Here is a 22,652-nt window from a genome sequence, read left to right as displayed (position 1 = left end):
AGCAGGCTGGGTTTCTCCTATAGTTAAACCCGGAAAATCGATTTATTAGTAAAACTGATAAATGCTATAAGAACATTGTAATTGACCGGTCTAGGTAAGCTGTGATAGGTTCAGAGGAGTAATAAAATTAATTGTATCGTAATAGTAGGAATTAATAATGTGCGCTTTTGAGAGGTGGATATTGTTGGAACTTCAAGTAATGAACAGTCCTTTTAATCAGGAACAGGTGGAACTGCTGAATCGCCTTCTGCCCACTTTGACGGAATCCCAGCGGACCTGGCTCAGCGGATATATCGCTGCATTACAGGGAACGGCAGCCGCAGCAGCAGTTGCGGCAGCACCACAAGCAAACACGTCAGCCGCTGTATCGGCACCGGTGGCGACGGCTGCTAAAGAAGTCACAGTCCTGTACGGATCCCAGACAGGCAATGGTCATGGATTATCGAAAAAGTTATCGAAGAAGCTGGAAGAGGTTGGCCTTCAGGTCACGATGTCTTCTATGAGCGATTTTAAACCGAACAACCTGAAGAAGTTACAGAATCTCCTTATTATCGTCAGTACGCATGGAGAGGGCGAACCGCCGGATAACGCCATACCATTCTATGAATTTCTGCACAGCAAGCGGGCACCTCAGGTAGACCATCTTCAATATTCCGTACTGGCGCTGGGGGATACCTCGTATGAATTTTTCTGCCAAACGGGTAAAGATTTCGACAAGCGGCTTGAGGAATTGGGCGGTAAGCGGCTGACGCCAAGAGTTGACTGCGATGTAGACTTTGATGAGTCGGCTGCTGAATGGATGAACCAGGTTCTTCTATCGTTGAATGAGGCTGGAACGGGATCACTCGTTGTTGAAAATGGGAGTGCGGTAGCCCTGAGCGATAGTACGGAATCGGAATTTTCAAGAAGCAATCCATTTCAAGCGGAAATCCTCGAGAATTTGAATTTGAACGGAAGAGGATCCGACCGTGAAACACGTCATATCGAAATTTCTCTTGAAGGATCGAATTTGCAGTATGAGCCGGGCGATAGCTTAGGAATCTATCCGGAAAATCATCCGCAGCTTGTGGATGATCTTATCGCTGCTATGGGATGGAATGCTGATGAAGTGGTCGTCATTAATAAACATGGTGAAGCGCGAGCGCTTCGGGATGCCTTGCTCCGTCACTACGAAATTACGGTTCTCACGAAACCTCTGATCGAGCAAGTGGTTAAGGTCTCAGGGAATGAAGGACTTCGAACATTGCTGGAGCCAGGTCATGAGCAGGAATTGCGTACCTATATCGAAGAAAGGGATTTGCTCGACCTGGTACAGGATTATGGTCTGCAGCAAGTGCCGGCAAGCGAATTTGTATCCATACTGCGCAAAATTCCTGCCAGGCTGTACTCGATTGCCAGCAGCTCCAAAGCCTTCCCCGATGAAGTCCATGTTACCGTTCGGACGGTCCGTTATGAAGCACATGGCCGCCACCGCTATGGCGTCTGCTCCGTACAATTGGCAGAGCGTCTGGAAGCTGGCGATTCACTGCCGGTATACGTTCAGCACAACCCGAACTTTAAGCTGCCCGAGAATCCGGATACCCCGATCATTATGATCGGACCTGGTACAGGCGTGGCACCTTTCAGAGCCTTTCTGGGAGAACGGGAAGAGACGGGGGCAGAAGGGAAATCATGGTTGTTCTACGGAGATCAGCATTTCTCGACGGACTTCCTCTACCAGATTGAATGGCAGCGTTGGTTGAAGGATGGAGTACTGACGCGCATGGATGTTGCTTTCTCTCGGGATACGGACAAAAAAGTGTACGTACAGCACCGCATGCTGGAGAAGAGCAAGGATCTATACCAGTGGCTCCAAGAAGGGGCTTGCGTATATGTCTGCGGCGATGAGAAGAGGATGGCTCATGACGTGCATTCCGCACTCGGGTCCATTCTCGAGCAAGAGGGCGGCATGAGTCCGGAAGAAGCTGCGGAATATCTGACGCTCATGCAGCAACAGAAACGTTATCAGCGGGATGTGTATTAAGATCATCCCTGTGGTTTTCGAGAGGAGAAAAGAAACATGTCTGATAATAACCTTGTATCACCAAACAGTGCGCCGCATAGCGATGTCGAGGACATCAAGCGTCGAAGCAATTATCTGCGGGGCAGTCTTGTAGAGACGTTAGAGGATCGCATTACGGCATCGATTCCCGAAGACGATAACCGGCTGATGAAATTCCACGGCAGTTATATGCAGGATGACCGGGATTTGCGTAACGAACGACACAAGCAAAAGCTGGAGCCTGCTTACCAGTTCATGCTTCGTGTTCGGGCCGCGGGCGGGGTCGTGACGCCGGAGCAATGGCTGATGATGGACCGCGTAGCCCAGAAGTATGCAAACGGGACGATTCGATTGACAACGCGTCAGTCTTTCCAGCTTCACGGTGTATTGAAGTGGAATATGAAGAGCACCATTCAGGAAGTCAATGAAGCCATGCTTAGCACATTGGCTGCTTGCGGCGACGTGAATCGTAACGTGATGTGCAATCCGAACCCTTATCAATCGGAAATTCATTCGGAGGTATACGAATGGGCACGCATGCTTAGCAGTCATCTCGATCCGCGGACGCGTGCGTATCATGAGATTTGGCTGGACGGCGAGAAGATCGTAGACAGCCTGCAGGATGCGGAGGAACAGGAGCCGATCTACGGTCCGGTGTACCTGCCGCGGAAATTCAAGATTGGGATGGCCGTGCCGCCTTCCAATGATATTGATGTATTTTCCCAAGATCTTGGCTTCATTGCGATCATTGAGGGCGGCGAGTTGAAAGGTTTTAACGTCTCTGTAGGCGGTGGCATGGGGATGACGCACGGTGATACGTTGACCTATCCACAAGTGGCGAAAGTCATTGGTTTCTGCAAACCCGAACAGATCGTTGATTTGGCCGAGAAGACGGTGATGATTCAACGTGATTACGGAGACCGTGCGGTGCGCAAGCATGCTCGTTTCAAATATACGATTGATGACCGTGGGATTGACTGGTTTGTCAACGAGCTCTCCAGCCGTCTGGGATGGAAGCTGGAGGAGGCAAAGCCGTTCCATTTCGACCATAACGGCGATCGGTACGGCTGGGTAAAAGGGAGCAACGGCAAATGGCATTTTACACTGTTCATCCAGAACGGGCGTGTGAAAGACGAAGCCGATTACCTGCTGATGACAGGCCTGCGCGAAATCGCTCAAGTCCATAATGGAGATTTCCGTCTGACGGGCAATCAGAATCTGATCGTTGCCAATGTCAGCAGCCACAAGAAGAAAAAGATTGAAGAACTCATCAAGCGTTACGGGCTTACGGACGGTAATCATTATTCTGCCCTGAGAAGAAATTCCATGGCATGTGTAGCCCTACCGACCTGTGGATTGGCGATGGCAGAATCCGAGCGATATCTGCCGACGTTATTGGATAAAATCGATGTCATTCTGGAAGAGAACGGACTTCGCGAAGAGGATATCGTCATTCGAATGACCGGATGCCCGAATGGATGTGCCAGACCGATGCTGGCCGAAATCGCATTTATCGGAAAGGCGCCTGGCAAATATAATATGTACCTGGGTGGAGGCTTCTCCGGTCACCGGCTAAACAAGCTTTATAAGGAAAACATCGGTGAGGCCGAGATTTTGGATTCCCTTCGTCCGATCATGAAGCAATACGCACAAGAACGCGAGCAAGGCGAGCATTTCGGTGACTTTGTCATTCGCGCCGGCTACGTGAAGGAAGTATTGGACGGACAACAATTTCACGCATAATGGTACTACTCAGTACTAAACAAACCGGAGTTTCTCTTGAGGAGAGCTCCGGTTTGTTTTGTTTATGTACATTAGATTGAGATCAATTAAAACCGTTTGGGGTGTTCGTCCGTCTTAACCCATATTTCAAACAAAAAGAGCCGCCTCTTGAAATGGGAGGCGGCTTTTATGGTTGTTCATTGCTCCAATACGGCGGCGGTGCTCGGTTTCTTTTTAAACAATGGGATCAGTATCGCCGAACCTGTCAGGAACAAGAGGGAGCTGACCGCATAAACGGCGAACAGGGACAGCTGGTCTTTGAGCAATCCTCCCAAAGACATGCCCAGCACCATCATTCCCATAAAGATCGGGGTTAGGGTACCGCCCACCCGACCAATGTACGGCCCCTCCGTATGGTTTAGGATCAGGGTGTTGATTCCAATGTGGATGGTGGGATAAAAGAATCCGTTAAGCACTAGAAGCAGCAGCGTAAACATGATGCTGGTCGACCAGCCGATACCGAGGTTCCCGATAGCACTAACGGTCAGACCGAGAGCTAGCAAGGTTTGTGGGGGGATTTTCTTGGCAAATGCCATGACGAAGCCTCCTCCGATGAGCATCGCCGCACCATTGACCGTTAACAGCCATTGCAAGAATGACTTATCCTGACCAAGGTTCTCAATCGTCACAAATATCGCGAGCGGCTGAATAAGTCCCGCTGCCAAGCCAGCTGCGGCGAAAGTCGCGCCAAGGGTTCGGAGCGCTTGATTATTCCATACATAGCGAAGGCCTTCGGTAAGCTCTTGTTTCAGATTCTGCTGCTTGGCTTGTGTCTCTTTCTGCAAATCACGGGGCAGCAAAGTCAGAATCAATCCAGAACCCAGGAATAACACGCCTGTTGCGATCAGCGATGTTTCAATGCCGAACTTTTGATATACAAACGCACCTGCGATCGGGCCGATGACCGTAAAGAAGGCAACCATAGACTGAAACATGGCCATCACGGATTGCAGCTGATCAGCGGGTACATGCTGTTTGAACAGCTTCATCGCTGAGGGCTGAGAGAATTGTGACATAACAGCTGAGAAAAATGTGAGTACCAGCAATGCCTGCCACGACCCGTTATGAACGGCGATCAATACGAGAAATACCGATACCCCAGACAATGCATCAGAACTAATCATCGTACGCTTAGGTCGCCAGCGGTCCGCGAAAGTACCGCCGATGAAGGCAAACAAGAAAATGGGTGCAAATTCGACTACGGATATGAGGGACACATACACAGGGTTGTTGCCTGTCATGTCGGTAACGTATAGCAGAATGGCAAAGTTACGAACCCAAATGCCAAGATTCAAGAGAACGCGTGACAAGACAATCGTTCGAACATAGGGATTGTTAAGCAAAATAAGGTGTCTCCTTTCGGGATCTGTACGTAACAGATCAGATATGGTACAAAACAAGCGAATGCGCATTTCGTTGTTATATACATAGACATAATATTATTTTGTCTATAAATAGTCAAATGTTTCTTTATTTCGTCTAGTTTATTCTCGCGAAAAAGAAGGAGCTGGTGGGTTGTATATGAAGGGTTACATTCGAATTCATATTCGAGAGGTATATCCGCTGCACGAGGCGCCGGAAGCGCATCGCTTTATTGAAACAGGTCATGGCAGGGGAAAGGTGATCTTACTAGTGGGTGATCAGCCCTGATTTATTATTAAGGAAGGGCATGTGTCTATTTTCCGGATCTACGCTCTTAACCTTGTTCAAGGGACTTAATAGAGATATAATGGACAGGGGTATTTATTGAATACCGGCTACAGATTCAATGATGAAAGAGAGCGGAAACGTATGGGCCGTAAATGGAATAATATTAAGGAAAAGAAAGCATCCAAGGATGCTAATACAAGTCGCGTATACGCGAAATTCGGTGTGGAAATCTATGTTGCTGCCAAAAAAGGCGAGCCGGATCCCGAGTCCAACCGTGCGCTGAAGGTTGTTCTTGAGCGTGCCAAAACATACAACGTGCCGAAAGCCATTATTGACCGCGCCTTGGATAAAGCCAAAGGCAGCGGGGATGAAAATTATGAAGAGCTGCGCTATGAAGGTTTTGGTCCGAATGGTTCGATGATCATTGTTGACGCTTTAACTAACAACGTCAATCGTACGGCGCCTGCTGTACGTTCTGCCTTTAATAAGAACGGCGGCAATATGGGTGTCAGCGGTTCGGTATCTTATATGTTTGATCCTACCGCAGTAATCGGCGTCGAAGGCAAGTCGGCTGAGGAAGTCATGGATCTGCTGCTTGAAGCCGACCTGGATGTACGTGACATCCTGGAAGAGGAAGAAGCTGTGATCGTCTATGCTGAACCCGATCAGTTCCATGCGGTTCAGGAAGCATTCAAGGCTGCTGGAATTACGGAGTTTACCGTTGCCGAGCTTACCATGCTGGCACAGAATTTTGTCTCCTTACCGGAAGACGGACAGGTACAGTTCGAGAAGCTGATCGATGCACTGGAAGACCTCGAGGATGTTCAGCAGGTATATCACAACGTGGAATTTGAGGAATAGTCCGTAACGATTGATATCTTAATTCATTAAAAAACCATCGTATTCAGGAATCCTGAGTACGATGGTTTTTGTTTTTAGCCATTTATTTTAGCTCAAGCAAACGACCAGGAAAAGCAGCTTATTTGTCGGCATGAACCATAATCACTTCGGCAGAAGTGAATGCTGGTATGGACATGGTCATGATCGGGGAGTGGAAGACCACGATTTTCATGCCGGGTTCCAGCTTCTCGTCGGGATTCAGTCCAATCACTTGTGTATCCTTGGAGATGTTGATGATGATGTCGTTGTCCGTGGATTGATCTGACCCTACATTGATATACAGTTGATCCTTGGACGTGCGCTCGGATGCAGTTATCGTACCTTCGACTTTGGGCGCTAAGGTGTCGGAGACCACAATCTTATCTGCATGCGGCAGGGCAGGGTAAATCACGGACACGTATTCAGCTTCGATTCGCAGGCCTGATTTCAAGGCTTCGGCTGTTAATGATTTGCCTCCAGCATCTACAATCTTTGTGTCGCCATCAACAGCGAGCTCGACGTATTCGAGGTCACCTGCTTTAGCTGGTTTACCGGAAATCGTAATTCTTCCATCCTTCATTTCTGTAAGGATGCCGTCAATGCCGGATACCTGCTCCTGATCGTTATTCTCGGTATTCGTGTTGACCCGTATATAATTCGTTGAGGATTGAGGCGGCATGCTCAACGCCACATAAGGTCCATAGAAAGCACGAATGCTTATGCCGGCTTCCAGGTCACTTGCTTTCAGCGTGCTGCCGTTTTGATCGATGATTTTCGCTTTTGGATCCAGATGAAGCAGAATGGTCTCTTCACTGCCGTTGTACAGATTGGTTCCCTCCACCAGAATGCCTTGTTTGGTTACCTCAGCGATGGTTCCATCCATACCGGCAAGGTCGTTATCCTGAACGATGATCGTAAGCGCCGAACCTTGAGCGGGTAGGCTCTTCGTTATGTTTGGGCTGTAGAAAGCCTTTATCGCTTTGTGTTTATCTACGATCGTTTGCAGCTGGACTTGGTTCCCTTTGGCATCGATAATTTTAGTATCTTTGGATATGGAGAGCTTGATTTCTTGTTGATCGGTTGCCGCTAAACCACGGCCGGTTACGGTAATCCATTTGCCTGTTTTGTCATTTACGAAGTCCGTTATGTAACCCATGGTCCCAGGTACGCTCTTCTTCACCTGGTTCATGATGTTGTTCTGTCCCTTATGGGCTGAAGCAGGAGGGACGTCCTGTGCATTCGCTGCTATCGGCAGTGCCGCCATCGCGAGAACCGTAGCGGTTGCTAGTACTTTGTAGATTTTTTTCATGGTAGGTATCCTCCAATTTAAATTATCCTAGAACGCCAGGATACAGCCAAGCCGTATGATGAATTGGTAAAATGTACTTGCTGCACCACTATAGACGGGAGATAGGATAAAAGGTTGCAGCACCATGAAAAATCATGAAGACGGATCCGTGAAGAAGAAACGCTGCTTCAGCTATTGGACGAATTGAATCAACGATAAACATTTCATCATTACATTAATGTGTAATAAATTAGATTCTGCGGTTTACAAATGAGCTTCATTTAGGATATAAACGATCTAAATGATGTCAACAACTTCATCCAGCGTGAATAGTTCAAGAATTGAGGGATGACCTATGAATCTTCATGCACTACGCATTTTTAATGATGTGTCCAAGACAGGGAGCATTACGAGATCCGCGGGCAATCTGCTGTTAAGTCAACCAGCCGTTACGGCCCAAATCCGCAATCTGGAGCGGGAGCTCGGCATGAAATTGATTGAGGCTAACGGACGCAATATTCAATTGACGGAAGCTGGTATAGCGTTGGCCAGGCATTCCCAGCGGTTATTTGCAATGGAAGCCGAGATGGAAGAGATGATGGAGGCCATCAAATCCGGTCAGCAGGGAAGTTTGCGCATATGTGCGACGGAGCTGCCGGAGAGCACTTTGCTGCCTGGGTGGCTGGTTGGATATAAGCAGCGGCATCCAAGGATGGATGTGCAGTTGTTTAAAGGAAATTCCCGAACCGCACTGCAGCGGTTACAGGACAATTCGGTGCATATCTCCATCGTATGCGGCAGCTGGCCGATCGAAGCGGAAGATATTGAGTCCTTTACGATTATGGAAGATGAATTAATTTTTGCCGTACCTGCCCTACATCGACTAGCCAACAGAGAAGTGACTTTTCTCGAGCTTATGGAGGAGCCCTTTGTACTGAGGGAAGAAGGAAGTTATACGCGGAAACAGTTATCGTCGCTAATTGAGGCCTCGGATGCACGCGAGCCTCGCTGTTCCATAACGATAGAGGGGTTGAAGGAATCCATTGAAGCGGTTAAAGCGGGATACGGGGCTGCACTAGTTCCTGCGCTTTCTATTAAGAAAGAACTGGCTTCGGGCGATCTTGGCAAGGTGGAAGTGACAGGCGTAACTTTCCCGCACCCTATTCGGATATGCACCAAAAGACAAGAAGCGGGACTCGCGCAAGTCCATACTTTTATTTCCTATATTCAAGCGGATATCCGCGAAAAAAACCAGTATATCCATGGATGATGAAGGCTTGCCTTTGATTCATCCATTTTTTTTATGAAACGGAGTGAAAACCGTATTATTTATTTATCAGCATTTGGAGTACACTCGGTTCAAGCGGACGCTGAATAAAGTTGAGAAGGAGTGGACTACATGAGAGCATACCTGTTTGAACATTTGGAATTTGTGCGTACACAAACCTTGAATCTTGTAAGGGATGTCCCGGATGATATAGCGGAGATGATTCCTCGTGGAATGAATAACCACGTAAAGTGGAATATGGGACATGTCTTATTCACAATGGAACGGTTTGCGTTCGGCGTGAATGGAGAAGCCATGAACCTTCCCGGTCATTATACCGAGCTGTTCCGATCGGGTTCAAAGCCAAGGGAGATTAGCGCAGCATGGCCATCCATGCACGAGCTTCTCGGACTGCTTGAGGGTCAGGTCCATCGAATCGAACACAGGTACAGGGCGCATCTGCACGATACGGTCTTGTCTCCCTATACAACTTCCAAAGGTTTAAAGCTAACCCGGGTTGAAGAATTCTTAAGCTTTTGCTTATATCATGAAGGCATGCATTTTGATAAAATGAAATCGATTCTCAGCCAAAATATCCAGAAATTTGACATATTATGAAGGACTCTCATACATTATGGCGAATATACGGAGTAGGCTGTAAAGTGAAAGAGGGTGACCCGGCGTTATCAAGTTAGATCTGTATATACGGCGAATCGCATTTGCCTCTGTATTGAAGTGTGCGGCGTGAAGAGAACACTTGAATACAACTTGAAGAGGAGTCAGGCAAATGGATATCGTTACGGAAAGATTAATGATTCGTGAGTTTCAACCAGGTGATTGGCATGATGTTCTTCAATATACATCCGATCCTAAGGTGATGCATTACATGCCCGAACCTGTGTATACGGAAGAAACCTTAAAACAATTTCTTGCGCAGAACAAGGGGGATGCAGCCCATCACTTTGCGGTTATGCTGCAGGCAGAACAGCATGTAATTGGTCACATGGTGTTTCATCCATGGTTCGGCGAACATACGTATGAAATCGGCTGGGTGTTTAATTCGACGTATCACCGTAGGGGGTACGCCACGGAAGCCGCCAGAGCTTTGCTTCAGCACGGATTCGAGGTATTAGGGTTGCATCGGATCATTGCGACTTGCCAGCCTGAGAATGCACCTTCGTACCGGGTGATGGAGAAGCTGGGCATGAGGAGAGAAGGCTATTTCCAACAGTGTATCCCTCGTGGAGATATTTGGTGGGATGAGTATTTCTATGCTATGCTGAAGTCTGAATGGCGTACAATTTCATAGTTTTGTTGTTATAATATGCTGTGCCCAATGTATCTCTTATAACAATGAGATGCATTGGGTTTTATTTTTTCTGAAATCTGTGAATAAGGGAAGTTGATAAGCAATGACTGAACAGGATCCACTGAATCGAGAGCTGCTGACGGAGGGCGATTACATAACGGATGAACCGATCGACCTGACGAATTGCGAGAAAGAACCTATTCACATTCCAGGATATATTCAGCCCCATGGCGTACTGCTTGCCATTAATCCAATCGATGACTACAGGATCGCACAATGCAGCCGGAATACCGATCAGCTCCTAGGCATTAGCGCAGAAGCCCTTCTGGGACAGCGTTTGGAAGCGCTTATTGGAAATCTCCAGTTTGAGCAGATGATTCATCGTGATCTCCAGGCGATCGTCACGCCCGATTTACAGTATATTAATTTAACGATTCCGGTCGCGGATAAGCCTAATGAGTTTTTCGGAATTGTCCACGAAAGTGAAGGATTAATACTGCTTGAATTGGAGCTGGTATCGGAAGATATAGTACCCTTCACGGATGATTTTGAAAGGATACAGACGTTCTTCAGTCGTATGAAACGGACCGAGAATCGTACGGAAGCAAGTCAAGTCGCTTGCGAGCTCGTGAAGGACATTCTGGGCTATGACCGAGTCATGCTCTATGAATTCGATGATCACTGGAACGGAAAAGTGGTTGCCGAAGCTAAAGAACAGGAGCTGGAGCCCTTTTTTGGGCACCATTATCCGGCATCGGATATTCCTAGGCAAGCCCGGGAACTGTATCTTCGAAATTGGCTGCGGACGATTGTTGATGTGAGTTATACGCCGGTTGAGATTATCCCTACGGTACAGCCTTTGACCGGCAAACCATTGAATCTCAGTTTATCTGTGCTGCGGAGTGTATCTCCGCTTCATATTGAGTACCTTCATAATATGGGGGTTGGCGCGACAACCACGATCTCTCTGATCCATGACAACCAATTATGGGGGTTAATTACTTGTCATCACACTAGCAGAAAATACGTATCCCACCGGACCCGCAACCTGTGCAATTTTTTGGGATCCTTTTTCTCGAACGAGCTTTATCAACGACAGCAGCTCGACGATTATCAAACCGAGTTAAGGCTCAGAACTTTATCCGCCCGCTTTACCGAAATCTTCATGCGCCATACCGATTTATATCATGTTATTGAACAGCTGGACAACGAGGAGCAGATTTTACTCGATTTAATGAGCGCTACCGGTGCTGTCGTTTATTATCAAGACAATTTGATGCTGTACGGTACGACGCCTACCTCGAAGCAAGTCATGGAGCTTGCCGGATGGTTATCGGCCCAGGCCGAAGATTATACGTATCATAGTTCTAAACTCAGTGCCGAGTTTGAACCCGCAAAAGCTTATAAGGATGTGGCTTCAGGAGTTCTATATCTCGCGCTGTCACCAGGCCAACAAAATTATGTTATGTGGTTTCGGCCCGAGGTTGTGCAAATTGTGGATTGGGCTGGCGATCCGGCCAAAGCCGTTATACAAGAGGATGATAAGGTCCGTTTATCGCCCCGTAAATCGTTCGAAAAGTGGAGACAGGTGGTTGAGGGAACCTCATATTCTTGGAAGTCACAAGAGTTAAGCGTTCTCCCTCAATTGAAATCGATTGTCCGCAAGCAGACGGATGATCAATTAAGGCAAGCAAAAGAACAGGCCATACAGAATGCGAGGATATTCAGGGAGAACGAAGAACGGTATCTGCAGCTCATGGGCCTGTCGCCCGTCGCCTTCTTGTCACTGACAACCGCAGGTGCCATTATGTACTGCAATCCACAGGCCGAATCGCTGTTCGGTGCAAAGAAGCCCGAGGAGCTGCTTCAGCTTGAGATATACAAATTGGCTAGAGAAGATTCGCGGGTTGATCTGAGAGAGCAAATCAAACGGATGGAGCAGAATCAAACCCAATTAGTATCCGGTAGCGGCAGGTTTGTTACGCTGGAGGGCAACGAGATCGAGCTTGAATTTATGCTGGCGGCTATTCATCAAGGGCGCAAATCCTCCATTATGGTGATTCTGAGAGAAGGCACCGCGGATCATGAACCGGATCGGGTATACTCCGATGTGCTGGATCAGCTTCAGAATTACGTGACAACAGACCCGCTAACAGAGCTGCCCAATCCGCTGACATTTGAAAAAGAACTGTCGGTGGACTGGGAGGAGTGTATTCAGAACCAGCTTCCCTTGGCCTTGATGATGGTCGATATTGACGATTTCCGAGTATATAATACCCTTCACGGATTATATGGCGGTGATTTATGCTTGCAATGGATAGCCGATGCACTGAAAATTATTGGTGAGCACTATGGAGCGTCCATATCACGTTATGGTGGCGGGACCTTCATCCTGAAGCTGAGAAATGAAACTCCCGAACGTACCTATGAATTGGCCGAGAAGATCCGCCAGGGCGTGCTTGCACTCAGCATTCCCAAGGATCGCTCGGCAGAGGATGGGTTTATGACGGTAAGCGTGGGAGCGGCCTGCCTTACACCAGCATCCATGTTAAAGCTTACGGATTTGATCGCTGAGACGGAGAAAGCGATGCATATTGCCAAGAGCAAAGGGAAGAACAGAGTCACGCTGTATGGATATGATGCGGATTAAACGGTGGATTCGAATTTACGCTGCCATCGGAAGCACCAGAATGAATAACGGTGGTTGACAGCAAAGAAAGCCTGACGCTCAATAAGGGAGCAGCAGGCTTTCTTTGCTGAAAATGATAGAATGGATGCGCAAAGCAGATTTAAGATTGGGCTGTGGAGGTGCAACATGACGCGAAATATGCCGGCAAGGGAAGCTGAAGGCAGAAAAATGCGTACCGTGAATCAAGTTTGGCTGGGGCTAATTGGCATCCTGCTGATTTATACGATTTATGTGGGCAGCGCCATTTGGAACTACGCGCAAAGAACAGTAAATATCCCGTCTGATGCAGCCATAGTGCTGGGGGCTGCTGTATGGGAGGGGGAGCCTTCGCCTGTTTTTCAGGGACGCATCGATCATGCACTATGGCTGTATGACCGTCAGTACGTAGATAAGCTGATATTTACAGGGGGACGTAGTTCGGGGGATGATCTCGCCGAATCGGAAGTTGCCAGGCAGTATGCCATCGAGCACGGTGTTCCAGAGAGCGATATTCTTGTCGAGACGGCTTCGACGATCACCGAGCAGAATCTGTATTATGCCAATGAAATAGGAGGTACAGCAGGGCTGTCCTCCTATCTCATCGTAAGTGACCCGCTGCATATGAAGCGGGCCATGATGATGGCAGAAGATATGGGGCTTGAAGCCAATCCTTCTCCCGCATCTCGGAGCGCGTACCAGAGCCTAAGAAGCAAAGTCCCTTTTTTAATCAGAGAAGTCTTTTATTACATCGGTTATCAATTGGTTGCGCCATTCCGCTAAAGGGTCTGCCCAGAGGAAGGCCGTGTCCGATTACAGATTCTTGAGGTCGTTCGCAAGCATCTGATGGCTATCCTGGTCGATTACCTTATCGAGATACCTTGTCGCGTTTTTTTTGGATGCCATAGCTTGCTCCTTGTTTCCTAGGACCAAATAGGCTCGGGCTTCCGCTTCATACCCGTAACCTATATAGAATGGCTCGAGGCTTGCCGATGATCCGACAATGATGCAGCGCTGGGCATAACGCAGCGCTTGATCGCCTTGCCCTACTACCGCATACACTCTGGAGAGCTGCCAATATCCAATGGAAAGGTTGCGCTGTGTATGATCTTCAACTCGTGTCCAGTGCCAAAACGAGCTGTGACATATGTGAATCATGTTTTCCTCGTCTTCCGGCGTACGCTGTGCGTTCTCCAAGATATCCCATACTTGATTGAAGCATTCCATCGCAAATTGTTTATGTGTTTTGGGTTCCTGATTGTCCATGCCTTTTCCTCCGATAATATGTATGCGTTATAAAGCCGGTAAATGGATCGTAAAGGTTGTCCCATGATCAGGTATGCTCTCTACGTTCATCGTTCCGCCATGATTATGAATAATGTTCTTGGTAATCATCAGTCCGAGTCCCGTCCCGGTGTCTTTGGTCGTAACAAAAGGCTGTCCCAGGGATTGGATTTGCTCCTGCGTCATTCCAACCCCTTCATCCTGCACGATAATTTGGACCTCTTGAGCGTTGTGCAGGATGTCCAGGGTAATGGTGCCGCCTTGATTCATCGCTTCCATGGCATTTTTCAGCAGATTGATGAATACTTGCTTGAGCTGGTTGACTTCACCCTGGACGAAGACCGGTACCCTCGGATAATGAGGGATGATCTCGATATTTTTGAGGGCTGCTTGAACCTTCATAAGCGTAATGATCTGTTCCATAATGGCATACACGTCGATGGGTCCGCTCACGTGAACGCCCTGCGGTTTCGAAAGTACCAGGAGTTCATTGACAATGAGCTCGATGCGTTTGAGCTCCGATTCAATGATTTCAAAATAGAGCTCGTTGCTGCGTTCCGCTGATCGCAGCAACTTCACGAATCCATTAATCGAAGTTAATGGATTCCGAATTTCATGGGCAATGCCGGCGGCCAACTGACCGGCGGTGGTCAGCTTCTCGGATTGCATCACGCGATCCTCTTCTATCTGCTGTTCTGTGATATCTCTGAAGATCCCGACCGCAGCTTTCTCGCCATCATAATTGATGATGAACGTGAACCCGTTGACCATTTTCTCTTGCCCGTCCAGACAGCGTATCAAATAATCGACGCTTCCGATCTCTCCGCTCTCCGCATATTTTGCCCTGCGTTTCATCAATGCGTTATGGTACGATGCGTCAACGATCACGTCGGTTGAAATTCCAAGGACGTCACGGGGATGCGTAGCGTTAACAAGTCTGAGCCCGGCAGGATTAACATAGTGGACAATGCCCTTTTTTGTGATGAGTACGGAGAGGGGCAGTCCTTCAAGCAGCTGCAGAAAAGAATGTTCCTTCTCGTTGAGCTTCTGTTCCTTCTGCTCCAGCTGGTTCATGAGCTGTCTCAGCAGCGTTCGATCCTCGAATTGTACCAAATATCCCTTGGGACCCTGCTCCGGATCCTGCTCAATGCTGCAACGTGCATGAAGGTATAACTCGCGATCGGACGGATGGCGATAAGCATATTCAAACGGGGTTACGGATTGCTGAAGGCCATGCGCAGCTCTTGCGTTCTGAACCACTCGATTCAGTAACTCGCGGAAGCTGTTTTCTTCTTGCGGCGCCCCGGCAGTTAACTCCTGCTGTGTGTATCCCAATAGATCACATAGTGCCGAATTGACCTTGAGAATCGTTCCATCAAGCGATACCATTGCCATTCCGATTACAGATTGTTCAAAGGCAAAATCATGATTAGGGCTGGAATAGGGCAGCACTGCAAGTCTCCTTTCAAAATTCTGGGAGGATTGAATGTACCCATATTATAAGTGGGTCGAAATCATTCATCAATCCTTTAAAGCGATAGATCTAAGCAGGAATTTCATACTTTCGCATAAAAATCTGCATCATCCATCACATTTGTCCTGAATTGAAAGTGTGCATGCCCCATAACATGAATCTTTCAGCTTAAGAATGGCAAGGCAGCGAGTACGCCTAGCCGTTCTCGAGGAGAAAGCAGGTTACACCGAGAAGTCGGTGTTTGTCAGTTGTTGAATTGCGTGATCTAAAGATAGCTTAAGCTTTTCCGTAATGGGCCCCATAGGCAGACGAAGGATATCCGATGAGATCAGGCCTTGCTGGGCAAGCAGCCATTTTAGCGGAGCGGGATTGGATTCTTCGAACAGCTTATGAATGTAGGGGAGCAGGACTTCAAACTCCATTTCGGATCGAGAATAATCTCCCCGGGCAGCTAATTGAAACACCCGAATGAAAGCCTCGGTATTCACATTAGCCGATGCCAGAATTCCGCCAGAAGCTCCATGACACAGCATCTCATGAAAGAGGACATCGTTGCCGCATAGAACGGGCTTTGTATCGTATTGGGATAAACTTCTCGTAAGCTCCGTACTCTCGGTGCTGTCTTTCACCCCGATCACCCCGGGGATCTCCATGATTCTTCTTACGGCATCAACCGGTAACCGGATTCCTGTACGCGAAGGAACCTCGTACAGAATGACCGGGATCCCGACCTCGGCCACCTTTCGGAAATGCTGCAGGATACCATCGATCGAAGGGCGACTGTAATACGGCGTGACCACCAATACCGCATCAGCACCGATATGACCTGCCAGTTCCGTTCGTTTCATACTGGACACCGTATCATTTGTACCGGTACCTATGATAAGGGGCAATAGCCGTCCGTCCAGACTCTCACGCGTTTCCTCCACAACCTGCACGACTTCCTCCCAAGCTACGGTCGGCGCTTCACCGGTCGTTCCGTTGATGACCAATCCCTGAATATCATAGGATAACAAATTCTTTAAATAACGATGATAAGACGGACGATCCAGTTCGTACTCCTGTGAAAAGGGAGTGATCACAGGAACATAAATGCCATGCAGTTCTTGCTGAGTCAGCATAATCTTTCCTCCAATTCATGGATGATGGCTATACTTTATCATGGGAATTAAGATCGGCGTTATCTATAATAATAGATAGTTATTATCAATATTATTGATAAGGAGAGAGTGATGGAACTTATCTACCTGCAAACCTTCAGGGAGGTTGCGATTCGCCAGAGCTTTACAAAAGCCGCGGATGAGTTGGGTTATGCCCAATCCAGCGTAACCACCCAAATTCAGAAGCTGGAGAAGGAATACGGCGTCAAGCTGTTTGAGCGGTATGGCAGAGGCTTGCGCCTGACGAAGTCGGGTGAGGAGCTGTTCAAGTATGCCGTTCAAATGCTGGATCTGTTTCAGCAGTCGAAGGAAAAGCTGACCAAGCAAGGTGGAGGCACCTTATCGATCGGAACGATAGACTCGTTGGCCGCTTATTTTCTTCCGTCCGTCATTCACCAACTGAAACTAAGGCATGAGGATCTTGTCATCCGTTTACAACCGGATCGTGAAGATAACATCATCAGTAAGGTGAGAGAAGGCGAGTACGATCTCGGTCTTATTTTGGATGAAAAACCGGAGGATTCCTCCTTGAATTGGATCCCCGTTCGGGAAGAGCCCCTCCTGCTGATTGCCCATCCGGATCATCCGCTTCATGTTGAACCGGTCATAGAGCTAGAACATCTGGCTGATGCCGAATGGATTATGCCCGAGGGTAGTTGTAATTACCGCATGATGTTGGAAAAGGTGCTGCGTGCCAGCGGAGTTCCAATGCGAATAGGGCTGGAATTGGGCAATCCCGAGGCAATCAAGAGATATGTGATGTCCGGTACGGGTATCTCATTATTGCCGAGGATGGTAGCAGAGGAGGAAATCAAGCGTGGTGAGCTTGCGATTCTTCCCTTTGCGCATTCTGACATTCGTTTGGATATTCAGCTGGTCATTCACCCCAAGAAGTGGCTTTCACAATCGCTGAAGGATGCAATCGATATGCTGAAGTCTAAATCCTAATGTCGCCTCGGGTGATATTGCAATTAGCGGGAAGATTCAGTATGATTTAAATAACAATGTATAGGTTTATGTGTGACTGGCGTAGCATGGGGGACCATGAGGGAGCACATAGATGACGACGGCCGTACGCCTGGGCAGAGGTAAGGGAGTTTATTTCCCTTACCTCTTTATTATCTTCTGCTTTTATAAGTCTCTGAAACTACGAAAAGGGGATAAAACCACGATGTTAAAAACGAAGAAAATACTGCTGCTAGGTTCGGGAGAACTGGGGAAAGAAGTCATCATTGAGGCCCAGAGATTGGGGGTTGAAACCGTAGCCGTCGATCGTTATGCCGACGCTCCTGCCATGCATGTTGCCGATCATAGCTATGTCATCGATATGCTGGATGGGGAGAGATTGCGCGCAATTATCGAGCAGGAGAAACCGGACTTGATCGTGCCCGAAATCGAGGCACTGGCTACCTCGGAGCTGGTTAAGCTGGAGGTAGAGGGGTATCGGGTTATACCTACTGCCAGAGCTGCGAAGCTTACGATGGACCGTGAAGGGATTCGCCGGTTAGCTTCAGAGGCGTTGGGACTTCCTACTGCAGACTACCGATTTGCCGATACGTATGAGGAATTTAAACAGGCTGTCCTGGACATGGGGTTCCCGTGCGTGATTAAACCTCTGATGAGTTCCTCTGGCAAAGGCCAGAGTGTATGTCGCTCCGAAGGGGATATTGAGCCCTGCTGGAACATCGCCATGGAAGGCGGTCGTGTACAGAACGGAAGAGTGATCATTGAAGAATTCATTACGTTCCAATCGGAGATCACGCTTCTGACCGTCCGCTCCGTCAATGGAACAAACTTCTGTGCTCCAATCGGGCATATTCAGGAGAGCGGGGACTATATCGAATCCTGGCAGCCGCACGACATGTCCGAAGAGCAGATCGAGGAAGCTAAATATATTGCAAGGACGATTACCGACGAGCTTGGCGGTTATGGATTGTTTGGTGTTGAATTGTTCCTGGCCGAGGATAAAGTGTATTTTAGCGAGGTATCTCCGCGACCGCATGATACCGGATTGGTTACGCTGGTCACGCAAAATTTATCAGAATTCGCGCTTCACGTCCGCGCCATTCTAGGGTTTCCGATCCCGGAGATCGAATGGATAACGCCGGGAGCCAGCCGTCCGCTGAAAGCGGCGCGAGAGCTGGAGAGTTACACAATTACCGGCGCCGAGCAAGCACTGGCTGTTCCGAATACGCAGCTGCGCATTTTTGGGAAACCGGTGACCAAGGTCGGAAGACGGGTCGCAGTAGCGTTGTCAACCGCCGGCGCAGTGGAAGAAGCGCGTTCGCGTGCGAAGCAGGCTTTGGATAAGCTTGCTGTTGAAGAAGCATAATCGTTCTTGATTCTTAGGATGGTGCTTCCATGATCATATAAAAAAAGATCAACCGATTAACCGGTTGATCTTTTTTCATTGACGTTATTTCGTGGATTAGAACGGGTATGAACCGTCCTGATCATCATGTCTTGTTTTCGTTTAGGTTTTGATGATAAATATGCAGAAATTTATGTTCTTTCGTGATAAGATACACAAGAATACAAACGACCCTCACCCATTATAATGTTTTCAATGCGATGCTTTATAGGCACGGTTTAAAGCATGATCATACCCAATAAATATATAGAGGAACGTTTATGACGGCATAGGAGAATCTACATGAGAGACATGACGCAAGGAAGTCCGATCAGGCTGATCATTATGTTTACGATCCCGCTTTTGATCGGAAATATTTTTCAACAATTTTATAATATGGCTGATACCCTGATCGTGGGACGGACCATTGGTGTGAACGCTCTTGCGGCCGTTGGCTCGACAGGCAGTATTTTGTTTTTTGTCATTGGCTTTGCCCAAGGCTTGACGGCAGGTTTGTCCATCATAACGGCGCAGCGCTTTGGCGCCAAGGATATCGCGGGCGTTCGCAAAAGCGTGGGAACGAGTATATGGATTAGTCTTGTATTCACGGTTTTCCTCACAATTGTGAGTGTCATATTTACGAAGCCCGTCCTCGTCATGATGAATACGCCGGCAGAAATTTTGGATGATGCTTATTCGTATTTAATCGTCATTAACTGGGGCGTTGGCGCAGCCGTTCTGTTCAACTTGCTGGCTAACCTGCTCAGAGCGCTCGGGGATAGTCGGACGCCGCTTCTCTTCTTGGTGGTCGCAAGCATTCTGAACATCGTTCTCGATCTGTTGTTTATTCTTGTATTCAAGATGGGCGTAGCCGGGGCAGGGCTGGCCACGGTGGTCTCGCAGCTGTTCTCCTGCCTTCTCTGCTTATTATACATTCATAAAAAGGTTCCGCTTCTGCAGTTCAAGAATGCCGATTGGTCCATCGATTGGAAATTTATACGCCAGCATATGTGGGTCGGTTTCCCGATGGGCTTCCAAGCCTCCATTATTGCGATCGGAGCCATCATCTTACAGATTACGCTTAACGGTCTCGGGGCAACAGCCGTAGCCGCATATACTGCGGCTCAGAAGATTGACATGCTCGCTACGCAGCCCATGAGTTCCTTTGGCATTACGATGGCGACTTTTGCCGCCCAGAACTTCGGAGCGAATCGCATAGACCGAATTAAGCTCGGAGTTAAACAATGCATTTGGGTCTCGGGATCTTTCAGCATCGCCGTGGGCTTGCTGGTTATATTCGCGGGTCCTGCAGCCGTCAGCCTCTTCGTCGGTCAAGGACAAGAAGAATTGCTGTCCCTTAGCAAGCTGTATTTCTTATCGAACGGCAGCACCTATTTGCTTCTGTCGCTGTTGTTCATCTACCGCTTCACGCTGCAGGGGCTGGGACAGAGCTTTATCCCAACCGTAGCCGGCATCATGGAACTGATCATGCGGGTATTGGCTGCCATCTTCCTGACCGCGCAGATCGGGTTCCTCGGCGCAAGCCTGGCGAATCCCTTGGCTTGGCTCGGAGCCGTCATTCCGCTCGGTATTGCCTACTCCCTGAGCATTAAAAGATTAAGCACGCCTGCTAAACCCGTCTCCATACCGGTTCAGGCGTAAGGACTTTACACAATCGAATACAGAACGAATCATGACTTAAAGAACAGAAATCACTCTGTTGCTCAAGAGCCGTGCATTCGTTCTTTTTTTTGCTTTTAAAAAGCGTGAAAATGATGCATTCCAAATTTGGATGCGCCGCGGTAAGATCACATTAGATTCTTTTAACTAATTTGACAGAATAGAACAGGAGGGGTTGCCTTGTATAAAGTGCTGTTAGTGGACGACGAAGCCGACGTAAGGGAGGGACTCGTGCAGGAAATCCAGTGGGGAGCCTGTGGATTCAAGATCGAGGGAACGGCGGAGAACGGGAGAGAGGCCGTGGAGCTTGCGGAGCGATTGGAGCCGGATGTTGTCATTACCGATATCAGTATGCCGTTTCAGGATGGGCTCCAGCTGGCCTCTTGGCTTAGAGAGTTTCAGCCGCTGTGCAAAATCGTGATCTTAACCGGATACGATGAATTTGATTATGCCCGTCAAGCGATTACGCTTAGCGTGGACGAGTATTTGCTTAAGCCATTCTCTGCCGAAAGCTTCATGGAGCTATTGGGGAAGATCAAGGACAAGATTGATATGGAGGTTGCGGAGCGAGAGGATGTACGCCAGTTGAAGGAGCATTACCGCACGAGTCTGCCTTTGCTTCGGGAATCCTTTCTTGCATCCCTGCTAACCCGGAAATTGCCCCGCTCGATCATTGAGGAGAAGACTCGAAATTACGGTTTGTCTTTGAATGGGGGGAGTTATCTGGCTGCTGTTATGGCATTATATCCCGCTTCTGTAGATAAGGATAAGGAGCATACGTCTTCAACTTCCCTCCGCCATTCGGGAGACTTGGATTTAATGCTGCATGCCATGCTGAACATTGCGAAGGAGCTTCTGGACCCCATTTTATTTGTAAGCGCATTCATGTATCAGGACAGCATTGTGCTGTTAATTACGAATGACGAGAGCGAGGATGAAGCGTGGTTTAACGAGCTGCAGATGACACTTGAGCGCTTGTTAAAAAGCATTCTTCATTATTTGAAGTTGCCGGTTACGATTGGCGTGGGCTCCATGGTGCGGAATCTGTCCGACCTTAAGCTTTCCTATCAGGGTGCGCTGCTGGCGCTCGACTACCGATTGATTCTTGGTGCCGAGAAAGTCATCTTCATTGATGATGTCGAGCGTCCGAGACCGGAAGGGGTTCGTCTGGATGAACTAAAGGAGCAGGCGCTGATCCGCAGTCTAAAGCTCGGAACCGAAGAGGAAGTGACTGAAGCAATCTCGCACATATTTGATGAACTCATCGGTGCCTCCTGTACCATTCAGGACGTTCAGGTATACCTTCTGGAGGTTGTAACGGCTGTATTGCGATCGGCCAAAGAATCCGGGATTGAGATAGAGGCTTTGTTCGGCGCAGGATTTCAGCTGCATGCGGAGATCTTCAAGTTTTCCGGATTGCAGGAGGCTAAAGCTTGGCTTCTGGACATTAGTTTGACTATACGCAAGCATATCGCCAGCTCCAGGCAGCATGCGTACAAAGACATCGTGGAGAAGGCACTCCAATATACCCGGGAGCATTACGGAGATTCGGAGCTATCGCTGCAGAAGCTGTGTATGCAGCTTCATATCAGTACAGGTTATTTTAGCGCTGTGTTCAAAAGAGAAGTTAAAATGACTTACGTGCAGTATTTGATGCAGCTTCGGATGGAAACGGCCAAAGAGCTTCTTCGATCATCGGATCTTAAAGCTTTCGAAATCGCGGAGCGTGTCGGATTTGCTGATCCGAATTATTTCAGCTTCTGCTTCAAGAAGCAGGTAGGCATCTCACCCAAGGAATACCGGACACAAGCAAGGGGGTAGAA

The 22,652-nt window shown here is 48.3% G+C and carries 18 protein-coding genes and 1 riboswitch; of the genes, 13 read left to right on the top strand and 5 right to left on the bottom strand.

Annotated elements, in window-relative coordinates:
• The first annotated feature begins 184 nt into the window (after positions 1-184).
• Both OHJ21_RS11100 and cysI read left to right on the top strand, forming a co-directional pair.
• The gene (locus tag OHJ21_RS11100; RefSeq protein ID WP_100537692.1) at positions 185-2,023 is read left to right on the top strand and encodes an assimilatory sulfite reductase (NADPH) flavoprotein subunit; all 1,839 of its coding nucleotides are present in this window, start codon (positions 185-187) and stop codon (positions 2,021-2,023) included.
• Between the two features lie 36 nt (positions 2,024-2,059).
• Positions 2,060-3,784, top strand: coding sequence for an assimilatory sulfite reductase (NADPH) hemoprotein subunit (cysI, locus tag OHJ21_RS11095; protein ID WP_100537691.1), 1,725 nt, complete (start codon positions 2,060-2,062; stop codon positions 3,782-3,784).
• A gap of 176 nt (positions 3,785-3,960) precedes the next feature.
• Here the strand turns inward: cysI and OHJ21_RS11090 are convergent, their stop codons facing one another.
• Positions 3,961-5,169 (bottom strand): MFS transporter, encoded by a 1,209-nt coding sequence (locus OHJ21_RS11090; RefSeq protein ID WP_100539428.1) that lies wholly within the window; start codon positions 5,167-5,169, stop codon positions 3,961-3,963.
• A 169-nt stretch (positions 5,170-5,338) separates the two neighbouring features.
• Between OHJ21_RS11090 and OHJ21_RS11085 the strand changes: the two genes are divergently transcribed.
• Positions 5,339-5,473: a zinc-binding dehydrogenase gene (locus OHJ21_RS11085; protein ID WP_279300446.1), complete on the top strand. Its 135-nt coding sequence runs from the start codon at positions 5,339-5,341 to the stop codon at positions 5,471-5,473.
• Between the two features lie 141 nt (positions 5,474-5,614).
• A complete protein-coding gene (locus OHJ21_RS11080; RefSeq protein WP_100539426.1) occupies positions 5,615-6,334 on the top strand; it encodes a YebC/PmpR family DNA-binding transcriptional regulator in 720 nt (239 codons plus the stop codon).
• Positions 6,335-6,452: 118 nt separating this feature from the next.
• Here OHJ21_RS11080 and OHJ21_RS11075 read toward each other — a convergent pair whose 3' ends face one another.
• Positions 6,453-7,661: a peptidase gene (locus tag OHJ21_RS11075; RefSeq protein WP_486020051.1), complete on the bottom strand. Its 1,209-nt coding sequence runs from the start codon at positions 7,659-7,661 to the stop codon at positions 6,453-6,455.
• Positions 7,662-7,995: 334 nt separating this feature from the next.
• Here OHJ21_RS11075 and OHJ21_RS11070 point away from each other — a divergent pair, with 334 nt between their 5' ends.
• The 5 genes from OHJ21_RS11070 (at position 7,996) to OHJ21_RS11050 (ending at position 13,664) form a co-directional block, all read left to right on the top strand.
• Positions 7,996-8,910, top strand: coding sequence for a LysR family transcriptional regulator (locus tag OHJ21_RS11070; protein ID WP_100537689.1), 915 nt, complete (start codon positions 7,996-7,998; stop codon positions 8,908-8,910).
• Between the two features lie 129 nt (positions 8,911-9,039).
• Positions 9,040-9,525 (top strand): DinB family protein, encoded by a 486-nt coding sequence (locus OHJ21_RS11065; RefSeq protein WP_100537688.1) that lies wholly within the window; start codon positions 9,040-9,042, stop codon positions 9,523-9,525.
• Positions 9,526-9,694: 169 nt separating this feature from the next.
• A complete protein-coding gene (locus OHJ21_RS11060; protein WP_100537687.1) occupies positions 9,695-10,216 on the top strand; it encodes a GNAT family N-acetyltransferase in 522 nt (173 codons plus the stop codon).
• A 103-nt stretch (positions 10,217-10,319) separates the two neighbouring features.
• Positions 10,320-12,866: a diguanylate cyclase domain-containing protein gene (locus OHJ21_RS11055; RefSeq protein WP_100537686.1), complete on the top strand. Its 2,547-nt coding sequence runs from the start codon at positions 10,320-10,322 to the stop codon at positions 12,864-12,866.
• Between the two features lie 165 nt (positions 12,867-13,031).
• Positions 13,032-13,664 carry a YdcF family protein gene (locus OHJ21_RS11050; RefSeq protein WP_486020050.1) on the top strand — a complete coding sequence of 211 codons (633 nt, stop codon included), beginning with the start codon at positions 13,032-13,034 and terminating at the stop codon, positions 13,662-13,664.
• 30 nt (positions 13,665-13,694) lie between these two features.
• Here the strand turns inward: OHJ21_RS11050 and OHJ21_RS11045 are convergent, their stop codons facing one another.
• From OHJ21_RS11045 to dapA, 3 genes are all read right to left on the bottom strand, one after another.
• Positions 13,695-14,147, bottom strand: coding sequence for a hypothetical protein (locus OHJ21_RS11045; protein ID WP_326113264.1), 453 nt, complete (start codon positions 14,145-14,147; stop codon positions 13,695-13,697).
• A 27-nt stretch (positions 14,148-14,174) separates the two neighbouring features.
• Complete coding sequence (locus OHJ21_RS11040; protein WP_100537683.1) at positions 14,175-15,617, bottom strand: PAS domain-containing sensor histidine kinase; 1,443 nt, start codon at positions 15,615-15,617, stop codon at positions 14,175-14,177.
• Positions 15,618-15,860: 243 nt separating this feature from the next.
• The gene (gene dapA / locus OHJ21_RS11035; protein ID WP_326113265.1) at positions 15,861-16,760 is read right to left on the bottom strand and encodes a 4-hydroxy-tetrahydrodipicolinate synthase; all 900 of its coding nucleotides are present in this window, start codon (positions 16,758-16,760) and stop codon (positions 15,861-15,863) included.
• 111 nt (positions 16,761-16,871) lie between these two features.
• Here dapA and OHJ21_RS11030 point away from each other — a divergent pair, with 111 nt between their 5' ends.
• From OHJ21_RS11030 to OHJ21_RS11015, 4 genes are all read left to right on the top strand, one after another.
• Complete coding sequence (locus OHJ21_RS11030) at positions 16,872-17,747, top strand: LysR family transcriptional regulator (protein WP_326113266.1); 876 nt, start codon at positions 16,872-16,874, stop codon at positions 17,745-17,747.
• Positions 17,748-17,809: 62 nt separating this feature from the next.
• A riboswitch (ZMP/ZTP riboswitch) is annotated at positions 17,810-17,890 on the top strand.
• An 80-nt stretch (positions 17,891-17,970) separates the two neighbouring features.
• Positions 17,971-19,131: a phosphoribosylglycinamide formyltransferase 2 gene (gene purT / locus OHJ21_RS11025; protein WP_486020049.1), complete on the top strand. Its 1,161-nt coding sequence runs from the start codon at positions 17,971-17,973 to the stop codon at positions 19,129-19,131.
• Positions 19,132-19,452: 321 nt separating this feature from the next.
• On the top strand, positions 19,453-20,811 hold the full coding sequence (locus OHJ21_RS11020) for an MATE family efflux transporter (RefSeq protein WP_100537680.1): 1,359 nt from the start codon (positions 19,453-19,455) through the stop codon (positions 20,809-20,811).
• 198 nt (positions 20,812-21,009) lie between these two features.
• Positions 21,010-22,650, top strand: coding sequence for a response regulator (locus OHJ21_RS11015; protein WP_100537679.1), 1,641 nt, complete (start codon positions 21,010-21,012; stop codon positions 22,648-22,650).
• Positions 22,651-22,652 lie beyond the last annotated feature (2 nt).

This window comes from Virgibacillus sp. LDC1 (assembly GCF_025792345.1).
Lineage (GTDB): Bacteria > Bacillota > Bacilli > Paenibacillales > Paenibacillaceae > Paenibacillus_AQ > Paenibacillus_AQ lautus.
Note: the sequence above shows the minus strand (reverse complement) of the source record. Positions and strands in the feature narration are given on the sequence as shown.